Source organism: Brevibacterium sp. Lmc1 (genome assembly GCF_057654315.1).
Genome location: NZ_CM172803.1, coordinates 3,769,187 through 3,785,064 on the forward strand (window position 1 = coordinate 3,769,187; position 15,878 = coordinate 3,785,064).

A 15,878-nucleotide genomic window follows, 5' to 3' on the forward strand; every position below is an offset into this window, starting at 1 on the left:
GTCGGTCAGAGGTCAGGGAAGATCGACAGAGGCCTCACTGCCGAGTTCCTCCATGTCTTTCCAGGTCTGTTCCGGATATTCGATTCCGCCGAGGCGGATCGTCGTTGCGGCGTTGTGGTCTTCGATCTCGCCCGGCAGGAAGACCTGGTCGTGTCCGTGGGCGAGAGGTGTCGAGTGCATCTGTCCGACGAGTTCGGCGATGCGGGCGTCGAATTCTTCTGCCGTTCCCAGTGCGCGAGGATCGACGGCGATGAAGAGATGACTGGTACCGCTCTTCTTGTCGGCCTCGTAAGGACCGTGAATGTCAGTGCCCACGGCACCGCCGAGGAGCGCACCAGTGAAGATGTCCATCATCAGGCTGATGGCATACCCCTTGTGTCCGGCCATCGGCAGGATCACCCCGTTGATCGCCTCGGCGGCGTTCGTGGTTCTCCGCCCTTCGGCGTCGAGAGCCCAGCCGTCGGGGATGTCTTCTCTACGCTGGTCGGCGAGGTAGATCTTCCCGCGGGCCACGGCCGTGTTTGCGATGTCGAGGGCGATCTGGCTGTCGCCATAGGGTGCGGCCATCGACCAGGGGTTCGTACCGATCCGCTTTTCACGGCCGCCCCAGGGAGCCATGGCGGGTGAGGCATTGGTATAGAGCATGGCGGCGAATCCTTCTGCAGCGATGCGTCGGGTGTAGTACATGGCCATGCCGAAATGGTTGGAGTTCCGCACTCCCACTGCGCCGATCCCGTTCGTACGTGCTCGGTCAGCAGCTTCGCGTGCGATCCTGTCCGTGAGTACCTGACCTATGCCGTCGTCTCCGTCGAGGAGGAGCATGCCACCGGTGTCCGCCACCACGCTCGGTTCCGACTTCGCCTTCATCGCGCCGGTGCGCAGGCGAGCAACGTACCAGGGCAGACGGAGCAGACCATGGGACTGGTGCCCCCATAGGTCAGCTTGGACCAGAGAGCCGGCGACGAGATTCGCATCTGCGTCCGGTACCCCGTGGAAGCGGAGGACAGATGCGGCGAACTCGATCCACCGTTCCGCGTCGGTCCGTGCTCGCGACGACGTCGTTGTTGTGCTCATGGGGCTCACTTTCGAACGTGATGATTTGTCCACTCGACCATTACGGTACACACTTGGGTATACCTAATTCAAGATGGAAGGAAGATCATGTACAGCGTATGGGTCACCCTGCAGGTCATAGCTGAACGAGAAACGCACTTCCGCGAGGCGATCGCGGCCAATGCCGCAGCGTCGATCACCGACGAGCCCGGCTGCCTGTCGTTCGACGTCATCGAGCTCGACCCAGAGAAGCTCGTCTTCGCCTTCTATGAGCGCTATGCCAGCCCCGAGGCATTCCACGAAGCGCATCGACAGACTCCGCACTACTGTGAATGGCGGAAGGCAGTGGAGACCGACGTGGTCCCCGGATCCCAGGTCGTGACGACCGGAAATCTGTGGTTGCAGAAGTAATCAGCTAGGGCGCGATATCGACGTCCGCACCACGCCCGGCAGTCGATTTCAGGAGCGCGTCGAAGATCGCTCGATCAACGTGGAAGAGATGCTGCTGGCACGCACTCATCGCGCGTTCGGCATCCTTGTCCACGATGGCGGCACACATATCGATGTGTTCCCGTACAGATTCCTGCAGACGGGCGATGTCGGCGTGCGCCATACGCCGCAATCGGCGCGCCTGCGGGCGGAGATCAACGATTCCGCGCGCCAGGAACTCATTCGGCGTCAGCTCGATCACCAGCTCATCGAAGGCTTTGGCCAGCTTCGCGAATTCCTCGGCGAACTCGGTGGAATAGGGGCGCCCGACCAGTTCGGCAAACTGTTCACGTAGCGCCTTGAATCGGGCAGTCAGGCCCGGCTCATCCGCGAGTCGACCGACGATCAGCTTGATGGCGGCAGGCTCGAGCAGCCTGCGATACTCGAAGATCGCTCGCGCCTGCCGCAGCGAAAGACGAGATACGACCGGGGCCCTGCGCGGAGCAATCTCAACGAGCTGTTCGGCAGCCAGCCGGCGCAGAGCCTCGCGCACGGGCGTCCGTGAGGCTCCGGTCCGTTCAACGATGTACGCCTCCGGCAGCGACTGCCCGGGAACCAGTTCTCCGGACTCGATCGCCTCCCGCAGGTCCCGATAGACCACATCGGTCTTCGCGAGTCGACCTCCGACCGGGGACTGGTGCTCCAAATCACTCATGTGTATATTGTAGTACGCGCTTGCGTATACCTATTTGAATACCTACTGGTCCAAAGCGATTGTGCCGACGACCTGACACCGACTCGAAAAGGAGCAACGATGCTCGTCATCCTCGGCTTCGCCATGGTTGCCGTGTTCATGTATCTGGTCATGAGCAAACGAGCCACTCCGATTGCCACGCTCATACTTATCCCGCTGATTTTCGGTGCATTCACGGGCGCCGGACTCGGCATGGGCGACATGGTGGTCGACGCTGTCCTCGAACTCGCACCGACCGCAGCCTTGCTGTTCTTCGCAATCATCTTCTTCGGCACGATGATCGACACCGGACTCTTCGACCCACTGGTGCGACTGATCCTGCGCTTCGTCAAGGGCGACCCGGTCAGGCTCGTCGTAGGCACAGCTCTGCTGACCTCGGTCGTGTCTCTGGATGGGGATGGCTCGACGACGTTCATCATCGTCACCTCAGCAATGCTGCCGCTCTATCTGCGGCTGGGCCTGAGTCCGGTCGTGCTCACAGTCGTCGCGGCTCTGTCCAATGGTATGCTCAACACCGTGCCGTGGGGCGGTTCGACTTCACGGGCCTCGGCGGCACTCAACGTCTCCCCCGTCGACATCTTCATACCGATGGCCCCGGCAATCGCCGCGGGGCTCATTGCCGTCATCGTCGTGGCCTATCTGCTGGGACTGTCCGAACGGCGACGGATCGGAACAGTCAGCCTCGAGGCTCACTATGGTGACGCGTCCTCTGATGATTCTGCTGGGCACAGTGGATGGACTGCGCGCGCGGAGACCGGCCCTCCGAACAGCTCAGGTGACGGCGCAACGAGTGAACCGGGCACCGTCGACCTCCTCGAGCGTCCCAAGGCGCGGCCGAAGCTGATCTGGTTCAACCTCGCGCTCGTCATTTCTGTCATGGTCGTTCTCGTGCTCGACTTCACCGAGCCGGCGGTCATCTTCATGACTTCAACTGCCATCGCTCTCGGTGTGAACTTCCCACGGATCAAGGAGCAGCAGGAGCAGATCGTCGCTCATGCAGAAAGTGTGGTCAGCGTCGTGGGCATGATCTTCGCCGCCTCGGTTCTCACCGGAATCATGGGCGGCACGGGAATGGTCGATGCGATGGCACGATGGCTGGTCTCGATCATTCCGGACGGAGTCGGCGGTTTCATGCCGGTGATCGCCGGCGTCCTCAGCATTCCGCTGACGTTCATACTCACCAACGACGCCTTCTACTTCGGCATCCTGCCGATCCTGTCGGAGACCGCCAGCCACTTCGGAATCTCCCCAGTCGAGATGGCACGGGCCTCGCTCGTCGGGCAGTCGCTGCACCAGTCAAGCCCTCTGGTTGCATCGTTCCTTCTGCTCATCGGATTGGCCAACGTCAACCTCGGCGATCATTTCCGCAAGGTACTCATTCCCGGCACCGTCGTCGCACTCGTCATGCTCGCCGTCGCCGGGCTGATCGGTGCCTACCAGATCTTCTGACCCCAAGGATCGGGCCGTGATCGTCCACATCTCAACTCAAAGGAACGAACGATGATCGTCATCCACACAGCTATCGCCATCATCATCATGGTCGCAATGATCATCTGGGCCAAGGTCAATCCGGTGATTGCGCTGGTCGTCGGCGCGCTCTATATCGGCATCGCCGGCGGCCTCGGTCTCGCCGGATCCGTCACCGCTCTCGCCGAAGGCTTCGGCGACATCATGGTCGATGTCGGCCTCCTCATCGGGTTCGGGGTGCTCATAGGAGCACTGCTCAATCAGCTCGGCGCACTTCGAAAGACCGTCGATCTGCTCGTCCAATTCTTCGGGCCGAGGAGACTTCCCTATGCCATGGCGTTGGCGCTCAACGCCTTCTTCCCGTCTATCTATCCAGATGTTCAGCTGGTGCTCGCCGCACCGCTGGCGCGCAATGCGTCATCTCGACTGGGACGAAACGGCCTCGGGCTGATGGCCGGTGCCCTGGTGGTCGGAATACCTGTCGGAGTCGTCTTCGTCGCGCCCGGCCTAGGTGCCGTATCCATTGCAGGGCTTCTCAACGTCCCGTTGAGCACTTCGCTGCTCTGGGGTCTCATCGTCGCACTGTCATCTACTCTGCTCAGCCTGCTGCTCTACGCGGAGCTTCTGCGCCGCGGGTGGTGGAATACGGAGAAAGACGAGACTTCTGATGACGTCTTAGCTGAGCCCGGCAGCGCCGTTTCGGAGACAGGGTCGGGCCGAAACCCTCCTCTCGGAGTCTCCATGCTGTCGGTGCTCATTCCCATCGTCTTCATCGCCGGCGGTGCAATAGCTCGGACCTTCGGAATCGAGAACACGGTCCTCGAGTTCCTCAGCGAACCGGTGTTCGCCCTCTTCGTCGGTCTGGTCTATGCGTATGTGCTCTCTCGCTTCACCGCCGGTCGCAAAGCAACGGACTTCGCATTCGGCACGGGCTTGGAGACCTCCGGCAACATCCTTCTCATTACCGGACTCGGTGGTTCGCTCGCGGCAGTGATCAAGAAGACCGAACTCAGCGACGTGCTCACGGGCCTTTTCTCGGCCGAAGCCGGAATAGGAATCATTGCTGCCGTAGTCCTTTCGTGGATCATCGCCGCGGTCTTGCACGTGGCGATCGGGTCGATCAATGTCGCCGCAATCACCGCCGCAGGGATCATCGGCCCTGCGACTGCGGGCATCGACGCTCCGCCGGTCATCATCGGGTTGGCGATCTCCGCCGGCGCCGTATTCGCGGTCCATTTCAACAGCAACTTCTTCTGGATGTTCTCTTCGCTTCTCGGCCTCACCACACGTGGAGCTTTGAAGTCGATGACACTGATGACGGCGGTCGTCTCAGTCGTGGCACTGCTGATCACGATTCTCCTTGCCACCGTAGTGAGCTTCGTATGACCGAGTTGATCCTCATCGGCTCGAGAACGACCGAACAGCGACACGCTCGAGGCGTCGGAGTCTCCTCTTGGTCGCGCTCCGGCTCGCAGAGACCGTGGACCTATCTGGCCAATCTGCCGCTGACGAATCCGTCCTGGCTCACGGCGGGTGATCCCGGTATCGTATATGCGCTGCACGGTGATGGTCACCACGTCTCCGCTCTCCGCTGCGATCCCGAAGGAATGCTCTCACTGACCTCGACCTTGGACTGTGGCGGAAGCAATCCAGTCCACGCCGTTGTCACCACCGACCGTAGGCTCATCATCGCCAACTACGCTTCGGGCACCCTGGCTGCACTGCCCATCGATGACGATGGAAGCCTCGGCGAAGTCGATTCTGTCGTCGACCTCAATTCGCTCGGGCAGAGCCGCGGTGCATCAGAATCGCATCCGCACCAAATACTCCTCACCGACGACGGTTTCGCATACGTCCCGGATAAGGGGACAGACCGAGTCTTCACTATCGACCTCAACCGCTCGACGCCCCGAGTCATCGACGTTCTCACCTTCGAATCCGGTACGGGACCCAGGCACGCGATATTCGACGTTTGCCACCCATCTCGGCTTCACCTCGTCGGTGAACTCGACTCGACTTTGCGTACTTGCGAAATCAAAGAGAGCCACTCGCTCTCTCCTGTTGCAGTCTCGTCGACATTACCCGGGGAGAGCTGGGGCCACGATTCAACAGCCGCCGGCATCGTCGGAGTCAGAACCACAAGTGGGTCTCGGATTTATGTCTCCAACCGAGGAGACGATTCACTCGCCGCATTCTTGGTTACGCAAGATGGCGCCCCTAAAGCTGCCGGATTCGAAAAATGTTCGGGACGCACACCGCGCTTCATTACTGTCATCGACGATCAGCTGGTGACTGCACACGAAGACAGTGATTCGGTGTCGGTCTCCGACATCAACCCCTTAACTGGTGAGATTTCGCCGCCGCGAACAGCGGCACAGACAGGCAGCCCCGTTTCCGTCATCGCGATCGACCCTGAGCGATCAGTCTGACAACTCGACGGTCTGCAAGACGCAGCGCGGCAAGCAAGCGACCTGCCCGGCACCCACAGTCAAGTGACCGCCAGGCAAGTCCGCAATGCTAGAAGCCTCAGCTCTCGGCACCGACAGCCACGACCATCTTGCCGAAGTTTCCGCCGGTGAGCAGATCGTTGAAGTATTCGGGAGCCTTCTCGAGACCGGGACGGATATCCTCGCGGAAGCGAACCTTGCCCTCCTTGAGCCAGCCGCTCATGTCCGTAAGGAACTGCGGGGTCAGACGCTCGGCGAACTCGGTCTGGATGAATCCGCGCACGAGCAACGACTTCGTCAGGATGTTGCCCATGAGCGCTCCCGAACGGTCCGGCCCTTCGGGCAGCGAGGTGAGGTTGTAGTTGGCGACGAGACCGCACACGGGCACGCGACCGAAGGTGTTCAGACGCGGCAGCACAGCGTCGAAGACCTCCCCGCCGACGTTCTCAAAGTAGACGTCGATGCCCTGCGGCACCGCCTCCTTCAGCTCCTGCCGCAGGTTCCCCGTGCGGTGGTCAAGTGCCACGTCGAAACCGAGCTCTCGCAGGTGAGCGACCTTGTCCGGGCCGCCGGCGATGCCGACGGCGGTCGCTCCCTTGATCTTCGCGATCTGGCCGACGACGGATCCGACGGGACCGGTCGCAGCGGCCACGGCCACGGTCTCGCCGGCCTTGGGCTGACCGATCTCGAGCAGACCCGCGTACGCAGTGAACCCGGGCATGCCGAGCACACCGAGGTGGGTGGAGATCGGTGCGATCTCCGGGTCGATCTTGCGCAGGTGTCCGGTCGACTCGACCGAATACTCCTGCCAACCGCCGTAGCCGAGCACGATCTCACCGGCGGTGAAGCCCTCGGCATTGGATTCGACGACCTCGGAGACGGTGGCGCCGACCATGACATCGCCGACCTCGACGGGCTTGGCGTAGGACTTCGCGTCCGACATCCGCCCGCGCATGTACGGATCGAGCGAGAGATAGAGGGTGCGCAGCAGCACCTGCCCCTCGCCCGGGGTCGGCACAGGTACCTCGTCGAGCAGGTAGTTCTCTGCAGTGGGAGCGCCCACGGGGCGCGAGTTCAGGCGAATCCGATGGTTGGTCGTCATGGAGACGGTTCCTTTCAGCAGCAGATCATTCTTCGCTTGTGTGCTTCATTGGGGCGACAGGTGCATCCGCGACGATCACCGATGCTGTCGGTCATAACAACCATTCGGGATCGCCCGATGTTCCTGATCGAACGATTTTTCTGACACCGAGGCGGCACCCAGTCGAACCTTCCCCACCAGATCGCGGGCCACCGTCTCCCATTCGGGATCGAAGGCCCACCCGAAATCGCCGAGGTGGTCGAGCAGATGGCTGCCATTGTCTCGGATGATCTCCGACCACTCCTTCGGCCACGCGCCGTAGTTCGCCGCCGCGGCGAGTTCGTCGACGTCCTTGAACACGGCACCGGTCGGATCGAGCCGACCGTCCTCGGCGTGCAGGGGCATAGACGCGATCGGGAAGGTGATATCGAGGATGTGATCGCTGGTGAACAGCGCATCATCGCTGCGTCGGTGTGAGGTCTCAAGATTGATGTACCACTCGACCCGCACGGCGCCGGACTCTGGACGATCGACATCATCCCCAGCATCTTTGAGCAGCACCCATACGGAGAACGGAGCTTCGGTCGGGACGATCTTGAGCACTCCACGACCCCGCCACGTGCCCTCGACATTGATCCTCGTCGGCGCCTCGGCGATGGGACGAAACCGTGCCTTCAACGGCACATCGTGGGCGTTCGTGTCTTCCCACCCGACGATGCGGGTCTCCTGCGTCGGCGTACCCCCTGCCAACCACAGAACAGAGCCGGACGGCCCGTCGGCGATGACACGCATCGGTCGTGCCACCTCGGCGAGGTCGCGGTTGAAGTCGAAACGCCGGAACGTCCAGGTCACGGTCTGCCCCGGAGTCCAGTACGGCGCCTTCCCCACGGGTCTGACCTGGGACGGAGTGGGGATCGTGAACGGATCGCGCAGGCTCATGCGGGCAGTCTATGCGTCGGGCATGGGCGAGCGCTGAAGACCGACCACCCGTGAAGACCTGGGCGGCGAGGTCATAGAGTGGGGCCATGAACGACTCCGATGACGCAGCGGCTCAGACCCCCTCGGCAGCCCAGACCGCACCCACTGCCCCGACCGCGAACCCTGCCCCGGAGACGACGATCGGTCGCGCCTTCGAGGTCCCGGAAACGATGACCGCTCCACCGCGCACCGATGCCGAAGTCCCCGACTACGTCCGCGCCCTCGGCTTGCCAGGCCTCGCTGACATCCACGTCCACTTCCTTCCGCAGAACGTGCTCGACAAGGTGTGGGAGTACTTCGACAATGCCGCGGACAACTACGGCCGCGACTGGCCGATCACCTACCGGTACGACGCGGACACCCGCCTGGAAATCGTCCGCGAGCTCGGCCTGCGCGCGATCCCGGCCCTGACTTACCCGCACAAACCCGGAATGGCCGCGTGGCTGAATGAATGGAACGCCGAGTTCGCCGCCGCCCACAACGACGTCATCCACTGCGGCACCCTCTATGCCGAACCCGAATCAGCCGACTACGTCCAGGCCGCACTTGCCGCCGGGGCGACGCTGTTCAAGGTCCACGTCCAGGTCGGTGTGTTCTCCCCCGACGACGAGGTCCTCGACCCTGCGTGGAAAGCCCTCGAAGAGGCCCGCGTGCCGATCGTCATCCACGCTGGATCCGCTCCCCTGCCGGGCACGTACACCGGGCCGCAGGCGGTGGCGAACGTTCTGTCCAAGTTCCCACGGCTGAAGTTCGTCATCGCCCATATGGGCATGCCCGAGTACGACGAGTTCGCCGATCTCGCAGAGAGATTCGACAACGTCTATCTCGATACGACGATGTTCGCCTCCGGGTATTTCTCCACCCCCGCCGAGGTGACCCCCGCCTACCGTGAACGCCTGGCCAGGCTTGAGGACAAGGTCATCCTCGGCTCTGATTTCCCGAACATCCCCTATCCCTATGTCGATCAGATCTCCGGACTGGCAGGGTTGGGCCTCGGCGATGATTGGATGCGCTCGGTGCTGTGGACCAACGGCGCGAAGGTGCTCGGGCTCGACTGAGTCTCAGCCGTCGCGGGGCACTCGGTCGGCGCCGACGACCCCGGTGAGCATCTCCTCGGCGATGGGTGCACCGCGTCGGATGACGCTGATCTGACCGGTCGATTCGAGGATCACGCATGCCACCTCATCGCGGTTGCGGATGCCGGCAGATCGCAGTTTGGCGATGAGTTCGTCGTGGTCGACGTGGCTCTTCGACAGGTTGTCCTTGAGGATCTCACGACCGGCCATGAGCACCACCGCCGGGGAGTTGACGACGCTGCGCACGAATCCGAAGCGTCGGCCGAATCCGCTGAGCGCCTGCAGGATCAGCAGGGTCGCCAGACCCAGGATTCCGGCCGCCAGGGTCGGGGTATCGCCGAGGATGGACCGCCCGATGATCGCTCCCATCGCGATGATCGCGGCCACGTCGAAGCTCGACAGGCTCGCCAGAGTGCGCTGGCCGAAGATGCGCAAGAGCAGAATGATCCCGAAGTAGAAGGCCACACATGAGACGACGATCCTGACTGCGTCGACCCAGTTGAGCCCGTATTCCATCCAATCCATGAGAACCTCCGGAACGGATGATACGCCTGCCCCGGAATCGGGGCTCTGTATTGCGCCTGGAGTTCAGCGCCTCGCACCCGGTTCAGCACCTCGTCTGGGACTCAGACCGAGCGCAGCCATTCGTCGACGGTCACGTCGGACATCCTCGGTGACGGTGGGATGAGGCCGTCGCGGGCCATCGGCCCGGGCAGGGGAATACCGACGACTTTCGACGGCTTCACACCCGCCTTCCGGGCACGTGCAGCGGCAAGTCTGCGGGCGATCTCAGCGAAGTCGCTGATCTCGGGACCGGCGACCTCGATGGTGCCGCGCTCGCGTGCGTCGATGGCTTCGGCCATCATGCGGGCCGCCTCGGCAACAGCCAGGGCCTGCACGCGCATCTTCGGCACGAAGCGCAGCGGCCCGGCCTTGACCGTCATCGTGTCAACGAGTTCGAACCACTGAGCCGACCGGAACATCAGCAGCTGCTCGCCTGGGACGAGCCGGCGAAAGATGCGCTCCTGCATGGCTTTGCCCTGGTAGTAGCCCATCATCCGCGACTCGGCGGCCTCGGGGCGGAACGCGATCGACAGGACGGCCACGGAGGTGCCGGGCTGCTCGGCGGCCGCCTCGGCGATCGAACAGGAGCTGCGTGAGAAGAAGTCGATGGCTTTCTGGGCGTTCATCGTCAGCTGGTTGACGCAATCGACGAGGACGTCGCTGCCTTCCGCTGCCTCGGTGACGCCCTGCCCAGTCACCGTGTCGACCCCGCTCCCGCGATGGGCGGCGATAACAGTGTGGCCGCGTTCGCGCAGCTGGGGCACCAACTGCGCGCCGAAGGTTCCGGTGGCTCCATAGACTGTGATCTGCATGCTCGTCGACCCCTCAGACGCCGCATGGGCGGGCCCGAAGTCGAGCCCGCCCGTGCGCCGGTCGTTTCTCAGTTCTGGTTGACTGTGACAGTACCAGTATCGGCCGTGGCCGAGATCGGAACGAGGATCTTGCCCTTGGCTTCCTTCGGGTCATCCGCCACATCGTACTTCTTCAGATCGGAGGCGAGGTCGACGGAGCCGTCATTGGACTTCGCGTTGATCCGGTAGAAGAAGTCCTTATCAAGCTCTTCCGAGGTGAGCTTGAGATTCGGCACTCGCATGTCGATCGAGCCTTCTTCTGTCTTCGCGATGATTCCGCCGGTGGGCATCGCCTGATTGGTGAAGTCGAGATCGACGGTTCCCGTCGAACTGACCACGTCGATGCGGTCGCTGACGGTGAGATTCTCTCCTTCGATGGCGCCGACCCCCGTCTTGGCCGACACCGTCCCGAAGTCACCGTCCAGGTAGGTCGCACCCCAATCGCTCGTGGTCCGCACTTTCTCAGCCGAACCGGTCACGTTCGCGGTTCCACCGCCGGTGTCGGCGTTGATCTCGGCGAAGTCACCGGTGACATCGAACCGGCCGTAGTTGCCGTCGAAGTCCAGCGCAAGGTCTTTCGCCTCACTGGTCGGGATGGTGACGGTCAACCTGGTGTTCTCGAGTTTCCCGCCGTTCTTCACGGCCACCTCGGCGGTATCGGCTCGACTGTCGACCTCAAGGTTCGCGGAGCTGTCGCGGGGACCGGTGCCGGTGAGCTTCACGGTCGCCTCGGCGACGTCGGCGGTCTTGATGTCGACGGCACCACCGGAGTCGAGGCCGATCTTGAGTTCCTTCATCGCCTTCGGCAGCGGTTCAGACGATTCGATCCGCCCGTAGTCGAGGCGGGAAGCACCTTGGGCGGTGCTGACGATGACGGGGACGAGGAGGACGACGGCGGCGAGGATGATCAGGACCGCGCGCAGACCGACGCGGGCGGATTCGCTGATGCGCACTGTGGCAGGCATTCTAGGCTCCGAGGAATGTGAGGACGGCGAGGACTCGGCGGTTCTCCGAGGTGTCGGCGGTGAGGCCGAACTTCGTGAACACCGAGGAGATGTGCTTTTCTACGGCACCGGCACTGAGGTAGAGGGTGCCGGCGATCGCGGCATTGGACTTGCCTTCGGCCATGAGCTGGAGGACTTCGATCTCGCGGGGGCTCAGGGTCGACAGTCCGTCCTTCTTGCGCGTGCGCACAAGGATCTGGGACACGACCTCCGGGTCGAGAACGGTGCCGCCGCCTGCGACCTCGTCGACGGCAGTGAGGAAGTCTTCGACGTCGGCGACTCGGTCCTTGAGCAGGTAGCCGAAGCCGCCGGTGTTCTCGGCGATGAGTTCGGACGCGTACTGCTCCTCCACGTACTGGCTGAACACGAGGACCTTGACGTCCGGGTTCTGCTTGCGGATGAGGACGGCGGCGCGGATGCCTTCATCGGTGAACGTCGGGGGCATGCGCACGTCGATGACGGCGAGGTCCGGCGGATCGTTGTGAACGACGGCGAGGAGTTCGTTGGCGTCGGGCACGGCGGCGATGACCTCATGTCCGGCGTCGGCGAGCAGCCTTTCGAGTCCGGCCCGCAGGACGGCAGAGTCTTCAGCGATTACGATGCGCATGGCACCTCCACAACTACAGTCGTTGGCCCACCTGCGGGGCTGGTCAGGTTCAGTGTGCCACGAGCGGCTTCGACCCGGTCGATGAGGCCGGCGATCCCGGTGTGACGCCCCGTGCGGTCGACACGTGCACCGCCGTGGCCGTTGTCGGTGACGACGATCTGCACACCGCTCTCGATCGGGGCGATGAACACGCTGGCGCGAGTGGCGCCGGAGTGCTTGGCGATGTTCGTCAGGCATTCGGCGACGACGAAGTAGGACACGGCCTCGGCTTCACGCCCGATCCGCCCCTCGAGGCGGACATCGACGTCGACGGGAATCGTCGACCGTCCGGCCAGGGCGGAGACCGCGGCGTCGAGTCCGCGATCGGTGAGGACAGCGGGGTGGATTCCGCGGGCCAGCTGGCGGAGTTCGTTGACGATGCCCTTGGCTTCGGTATGGGCTTCGGCCACAAGTTCCTTCGCCTTCTCCGGATCTGTGTCGATCTTCGTCTTCGCCATGCCCAAGGTCATGGTCAGGGCGACGAGGCGGGGCTGGGCTCCGTCGTGGAGGTCGCGTTCGATGCGCAGACGTTCCGCCGCGGCCGCCTCGAGGCCGGCCATGCGGGCCCGATCGAGTTCCGTGACCTCGGCCTGCAGCGCCACGGTGCGGGCCGGAGCGAGCAGCGCCCGGTCGAGGGCGCGGTCGAGCAGCGGGGCGAACCACAGGATGGCCAAGGAGCTGGCGAGGACGATGACGGAACCGATAGCCACACCGATGCGGGCCGGTCCGTCGATGGTTTCGCCGATGAAGAAGGTATTGACTCCATGTGGGTTGATGGCGGCGAAGATGCCGAAGATCGATCCGCAGATTGCGGCGATGGTGCCGGCGACGACGATCAGGCCGAGGAGCATCTTGATGTAGTGGTGGGCGGTCGAGCGCCAGAAGGCACCGGATTTCACCTGCAGCCAACGGTTGTGGAGGAAGCGGCCCATGCCGGGATCGCGATTGCTGCTTTCGATCTTCGGGACGGGGATCTTATCGGCGTAGATGAGTTCGGCCCGGTAGCGTTCGGCGTTGTTCGCGCCCTGCTGGACGAGGACCCAGACGAGGAGGGCGAGGACGCCGAGACCGAGGGCGAAGATGCCGCCGATTCCGGTGAACAGCAGACCCAGCGGGATCCACGCCCAGATCAGGGCGAGGACGGCGGAGAGCACGAGGTTCGCGACACCGATGATTCCGGTGGGGCGTTTGGGCCAGGTGATGGGTCCGTCGGCGGGGATCTCGGTGACCTCGTCCCGGCTCAGCGGCAGTGAGCCGGTGACCGGTGCGTAGGCGACGGGGTCACGTTTGGGCTTCATCCGCCGAGGCGGCCGCGGCTGTGCCATCGGCTGTGCCATCGGCATGGGCTGTGCGTTCGGCGCGGGCCGTGCATGCGGCATGGGTTGTGCATGCGGCGCGGGCCGACCGAACTGGGGGCCGGGTTGTGGTGCTGGGTGCGGTCCGGGTTGAGGGGCGTGGCCGGGCGGGGTGGGGTAGTTCGGGTTGCTCGAGGGCGCGTACCCGGATGGTGCGGCCTGAGCCGAGGGATGGGCGCGGGGGCCAGGCTGCGCAGGAGCCGTCGGATGAGTGTAGGTGACCGGCCTGGTGGGGTTCATCGGTGGGTGGTCAGAACGCTGGGCCTGTTCGCCGGCTCCCATCACTCGGGTCGAGCCCGTCGCGAACGGCACGTCGAGGTCGACGGGTTTCGTCCGGAACTCTCCTGCTTCGCGAGCGGTCGGTACGTCGGCCGCTGCTGCGTCGACTTCGGTGGTCGGCGGTGCATTGACGATCGCTTCGGCGCTGATTGACTCTTCGCGCTGTGGGGGTTGAGGCTCCTGCGGATCGGGGCCGAGCGGCTCCTGATCCTGCGGGTTCTCGGGGGTCTTCTCACTCATAGCAAATACGCTACGGGAGCCGCGGGCTCGCGAACAGCACGAAGACCTCCGACCCCACGTCGGGTTTTCCCGACACCCTGTGACCGCACCCACTGGATTTCCAGGTGGGCGCTGGAGCCCCGGACCGCATCAGCCGCGCCTTTGCGCACGACGTGTCTGAGCATCCCTCACCCTTCGCGACGAATCACCCCGCTGCAACGAGGTGGTCTGCCACGAAGGGTGAGGTGTGCCGACGTACCGGGAGGAAGTGTCGCTCCCGGTACGTGATGCCGTCGGCTATACGGGGACCGCAACCGTTGGAGACGAGACGTGGCGCTGTCCCACAGGAGCGGTATGGGCGGCTCCGTCGGCAGGACTCGTGCCCGCATCACCGGACGTGGCGTCGAGCGCCTGCGCAAGGTCGGCGAGGATGTCTTCGACGTCTTCGATCCCGACGGACAGGCGGATGAACCTGCCGGAGACGCTCACCTCGCTGCCGGCCACGGACAGGTGCGTCATCGTCGCCGGGTGGTCGATGAGGGACTCGACGCCTCCGAGCGATTCGGCCAGAGTGATGAGTTTCGTGTTCGCCACCAGGGACAGTGCCCGCTCCTCGGTGTCGGTGCGCAGGGACACCACTCCCCCGAACCCGCTCATCTGCCGCTTCGCCACCTCGTGGCCCGGGTGCGAGGGCAGGCCCGGATAGATCACTTCGGCCACCTCGTCGCGGGTCTCGAGCCATTCGGCCACCGCCTGCGCGTTGGCACAGTGCGCCTTCATCCGCACCGGCAGGGTTTTGATCCCGCGCCTGGTCAGCCACGCGTCGAACGGGGAGATGCCCAGCCCGACGGAAGCGAGGTGGCTTTCGAGACGGTCGACCACCTCGGCGGCGCGGGGACAGCTCGTCCCGTCACCGGTGAGGACCGCCCCGCCGATGACATCGGAGTGGCCATTGATGAACTTCGTCGTCGAGTGCACGACGATATCGGCGCCGAGCTCCAGCGGACGCTGGAGCACCGGGGTCGCGAAGGTCGAGTCCACGGCCAGGAGCGCGTTCGCTCGGTGGGCGAGGCGGGCCGCCTCGGCGATATCGATGATGTCGAGCCCGGGGTTGCTCGGGGTCTCGACCCAGATGATCGCGGTGTTGTCGTTGATGGCGGCGGCGAGCGCCGCGGTGTCCGTGAGGTCGACGGTGCGGATGACCACTCCCCAGCGGACGTACTCATTCTGCAGGAGCCGGAAGGTCCCGCCGTAGACGTCGCGGGGCAGGATGACCTCGTCGCCGGGACGAAGCAGAGAAGAGAACACGGCTACCTCGGCCGAGGTTCCCGAATTGACGGCCGCGGCGAACGACGCTCCCTCCAATTCGCACAGAGCCTGTTCGAGGTCGCTGCGGTTCGGCGTGCCCGTGCGCGCGTAGTCGAAGCCGGCGCGAGTCTCTCCCGGAGTGTCCATCATGAAGGTCGAGGTCTGGAAGATCGGGGCCACGACCGAACCGGTGTGCGCCTCGGGCATGGCTCCCGAGTGCACCGATCGGGTCGAGATTCCGGCGGGTGTGGTGGGTTCGAAACGGGGTGAACTCACGGCGGATCCTTCCTTCACTGATGGGCACCGCTGCATCTGCGGTGTGATTCAGTGTGAGTGCCCCAGATGCGCTCGCGCGAACGCGCCGTCT

General features: G+C 63.9%; 15 protein-coding genes. 5 read left to right on the forward strand and 10 right to left on the reverse strand.

Annotation, left to right across the window (positions count from 1 at the left end):
- Positions 1-12: 12 nt before the first annotated feature.
- Positions 13-1,074: an Ldh family oxidoreductase gene (locus tag AC239G_RS16930; RefSeq protein WP_025778865.1), complete on the reverse strand. Its 1,062-nt coding sequence runs from the start codon at positions 1,072-1,074 to the stop codon at positions 13-15.
- An 87-nt stretch (positions 1,075-1,161) separates the two neighbouring features.
- Here AC239G_RS16930 and AC239G_RS16935 point away from each other — a divergent pair, with 87 nt between their 5' ends.
- Complete coding sequence (locus AC239G_RS16935; protein ID WP_181272415.1) at positions 1,162-1,464, forward strand: putative quinol monooxygenase; 303 nt, start codon at positions 1,162-1,164, stop codon at positions 1,462-1,464.
- Between the two features lie 4 nt (positions 1,465-1,468).
- On the opposite strand, the gene AC239G_RS16940 is transcribed toward AC239G_RS16935, so the two are convergent.
- Positions 1,469-2,197 (reverse strand): GntR family transcriptional regulator, encoded by a 729-nt coding sequence (locus AC239G_RS16940; RefSeq protein WP_181272416.1) that lies wholly within the window; start codon positions 2,195-2,197, stop codon positions 1,469-1,471.
- A gap of 99 nt (positions 2,198-2,296) precedes the next feature.
- Between AC239G_RS16940 and AC239G_RS16945 the strand changes: the two genes are divergently transcribed.
- The 3 genes from AC239G_RS16945 to AC239G_RS16955 are packed head-to-tail and all read left to right on the forward strand — an operon-like array spanning position 2,297 to position 6,132.
- Positions 2,297-3,685 carry a CitMHS family transporter gene (locus tag AC239G_RS16945; protein ID WP_487489359.1) on the forward strand — a complete coding sequence of 463 codons (1,389 nt, stop codon included), beginning with the start codon at positions 2,297-2,299 and terminating at the stop codon, positions 3,683-3,685.
- Positions 3,686-3,736: 51 nt separating this feature from the next.
- Positions 3,737-5,089 (forward strand): GntP family permease, encoded by a 1,353-nt coding sequence (locus AC239G_RS16950; RefSeq protein WP_181272418.1) that lies wholly within the window; start codon positions 3,737-3,739, stop codon positions 5,087-5,089.
- A complete protein-coding gene (locus tag AC239G_RS16955; protein ID WP_181272419.1) occupies positions 5,086-6,132 on the forward strand; it encodes a lactonase family protein in 1,047 nt (348 codons plus the stop codon). The genes AC239G_RS16950 and AC239G_RS16955 overlap by 4 nt, the downstream gene beginning before the upstream one ends.
- 97 nt (positions 6,133-6,229) lie before the next feature.
- Here the strand turns inward: AC239G_RS16955 and AC239G_RS16960 are convergent, their stop codons facing one another.
- Positions 6,230-7,252 (reverse strand): NADP-dependent oxidoreductase, encoded by a 1,023-nt coding sequence (locus AC239G_RS16960; protein ID WP_458311623.1) that lies wholly within the window; start codon positions 7,250-7,252, stop codon positions 6,230-6,232.
- 75 nt (positions 7,253-7,327) lie between these two features.
- Positions 7,328-8,170 (reverse strand): ribonuclease FAU-1 family protein, encoded by an 843-nt coding sequence (locus AC239G_RS16965; RefSeq protein WP_181272420.1) that lies wholly within the window; start codon positions 8,168-8,170, stop codon positions 7,328-7,330.
- A gap of 86 nt (positions 8,171-8,256) precedes the next feature.
- Between AC239G_RS16965 and AC239G_RS16970 the strand changes: the two genes are divergently transcribed.
- The gene (locus AC239G_RS16970; RefSeq protein ID WP_487489360.1) at positions 8,257-9,267 is read left to right on the forward strand and encodes an amidohydrolase family protein; all 1,011 of its coding nucleotides are present in this window, start codon (positions 8,257-8,259) and stop codon (positions 9,265-9,267) included.
- A 3-nt stretch (positions 9,268-9,270) separates the two neighbouring features.
- On the opposite strand, the gene AC239G_RS16975 is transcribed toward AC239G_RS16970, so the two are convergent.
- From AC239G_RS16975 to AC239G_RS17000, 6 genes are all read right to left on the reverse strand, one after another.
- Positions 9,271-9,810 carry a DUF421 domain-containing protein gene (locus AC239G_RS16975; protein WP_181272421.1) on the reverse strand — a complete coding sequence of 180 codons (540 nt, stop codon included), beginning with the start codon at positions 9,808-9,810 and terminating at the stop codon, positions 9,271-9,273.
- A gap of 101 nt (positions 9,811-9,911) precedes the next feature.
- Positions 9,912-10,661 carry an SDR family oxidoreductase gene (locus AC239G_RS16980; RefSeq protein WP_482400859.1) on the reverse strand — a complete coding sequence of 250 codons (750 nt, stop codon included), beginning with the start codon at positions 10,659-10,661 and terminating at the stop codon, positions 9,912-9,914.
- Positions 10,662-10,729: 68 nt separating this feature from the next.
- Positions 10,730-11,665 (reverse strand): DUF4097 family beta strand repeat-containing protein, encoded by a 936-nt coding sequence (locus AC239G_RS16985; RefSeq protein WP_181272423.1) that lies wholly within the window; start codon positions 11,663-11,665, stop codon positions 10,730-10,732.
- 1 nt (position 11,666) lies between these two features.
- Positions 11,667-12,311: a response regulator transcription factor gene (locus AC239G_RS16990; RefSeq protein ID WP_139909223.1), complete on the reverse strand. Its 645-nt coding sequence runs from the start codon at positions 12,309-12,311 to the stop codon at positions 11,667-11,669.
- Positions 12,299-14,224 (reverse strand): sensor histidine kinase, encoded by a 1,926-nt coding sequence (locus AC239G_RS16995; protein ID WP_487489361.1) that lies wholly within the window; start codon positions 14,222-14,224, stop codon positions 12,299-12,301. The genes AC239G_RS16990 and AC239G_RS16995 overlap by 13 nt, the downstream gene beginning before the upstream one ends.
- Positions 14,225-14,500: 276 nt before the next feature.
- The gene (locus AC239G_RS17000; RefSeq protein WP_482401761.1) at positions 14,501-15,718 is read right to left on the reverse strand and encodes a trans-sulfuration enzyme family protein; all 1,218 of its coding nucleotides are present in this window, start codon (positions 15,716-15,718) and stop codon (positions 14,501-14,503) included.
- Positions 15,719-15,878 lie beyond the last annotated feature (160 nt).

Coding starts and splice junctions, on each gene's coding strand:
- AC239G_RS16930 (WP_025778865.1), bottom strand. CDS start 1,074: ATGAGCACAACAACGACGTCGTCGCGAGCACGGACCGACGCGGAACGG.
- AC239G_RS16935 (WP_181272415.1), top strand. CDS start 1,162: ATGTACAGCGTATGGGTCACCCTGCAGGTCATAGCTGAACGAGAAACG.
- AC239G_RS16940 (WP_181272416.1), bottom strand. CDS start 2,197: ATGAGTGATTTGGAGCACCAGTCCCCGGTCGGAGGTCGACTCGCGAAG.
- AC239G_RS16945 (WP_487489359.1), top strand. CDS start 2,297: ATGCTCGTCATCCTCGGCTTCGCCATGGTTGCCGTGTTCATGTATCTG.
- AC239G_RS16950 (WP_181272418.1), top strand. CDS start 3,737: ATGATCGTCATCCACACAGCTATCGCCATCATCATCATGGTCGCAATG.
- AC239G_RS16955 (WP_181272419.1), top strand. CDS start 5,086: ATGACCGAGTTGATCCTCATCGGCTCGAGAACGACCGAACAGCGACAC.
- AC239G_RS16960 (WP_458311623.1), bottom strand. CDS start 7,252: ATGACGACCAACCATCGGATTCGCCTGAACTCGCGCCCCGTGGGCGCT.
- AC239G_RS16965 (WP_181272420.1), bottom strand. CDS start 8,170: ATGAGCCTGCGCGATCCGTTCACGATCCCCACTCCGTCCCAGGTCAGA.
- AC239G_RS16970 (WP_487489360.1), top strand. CDS start 8,257: ATGAACGACTCCGATGACGCAGCGGCTCAGACCCCCTCGGCAGCCCAG.
- AC239G_RS16975 (WP_181272421.1), bottom strand. CDS start 9,810: ATGGATTGGATGGAATACGGGCTCAACTGGGTCGACGCAGTCAGGATC.
- AC239G_RS16980 (WP_482400859.1), bottom strand. CDS start 10,661: ATGCAGATCACAGTCTATGGAGCCACCGGAACCTTCGGCGCGCAGTTG.
- AC239G_RS16985 (WP_181272423.1), bottom strand. CDS start 11,665: ATGCCTGCCACAGTGCGCATCAGCGAATCCGCCCGCGTCGGTCTGCGC.
- AC239G_RS16990 (WP_139909223.1), bottom strand. CDS start 12,311: ATGCGCATCGTAATCGCTGAAGACTCTGCCGTCCTGCGGGCCGGACTC.
- AC239G_RS16995 (WP_487489361.1), bottom strand. CDS start 14,224: ATGAGTGAGAAGACCCCCGAGAACCCGCAGGATCAGGAGCCGCTCGGC.
- AC239G_RS17000 (WP_482401761.1), bottom strand. CDS start 15,718: ATGCCCGAGGCGCACACCGGTTCGGTCGTGGCCCCGATCTTCCAGACC.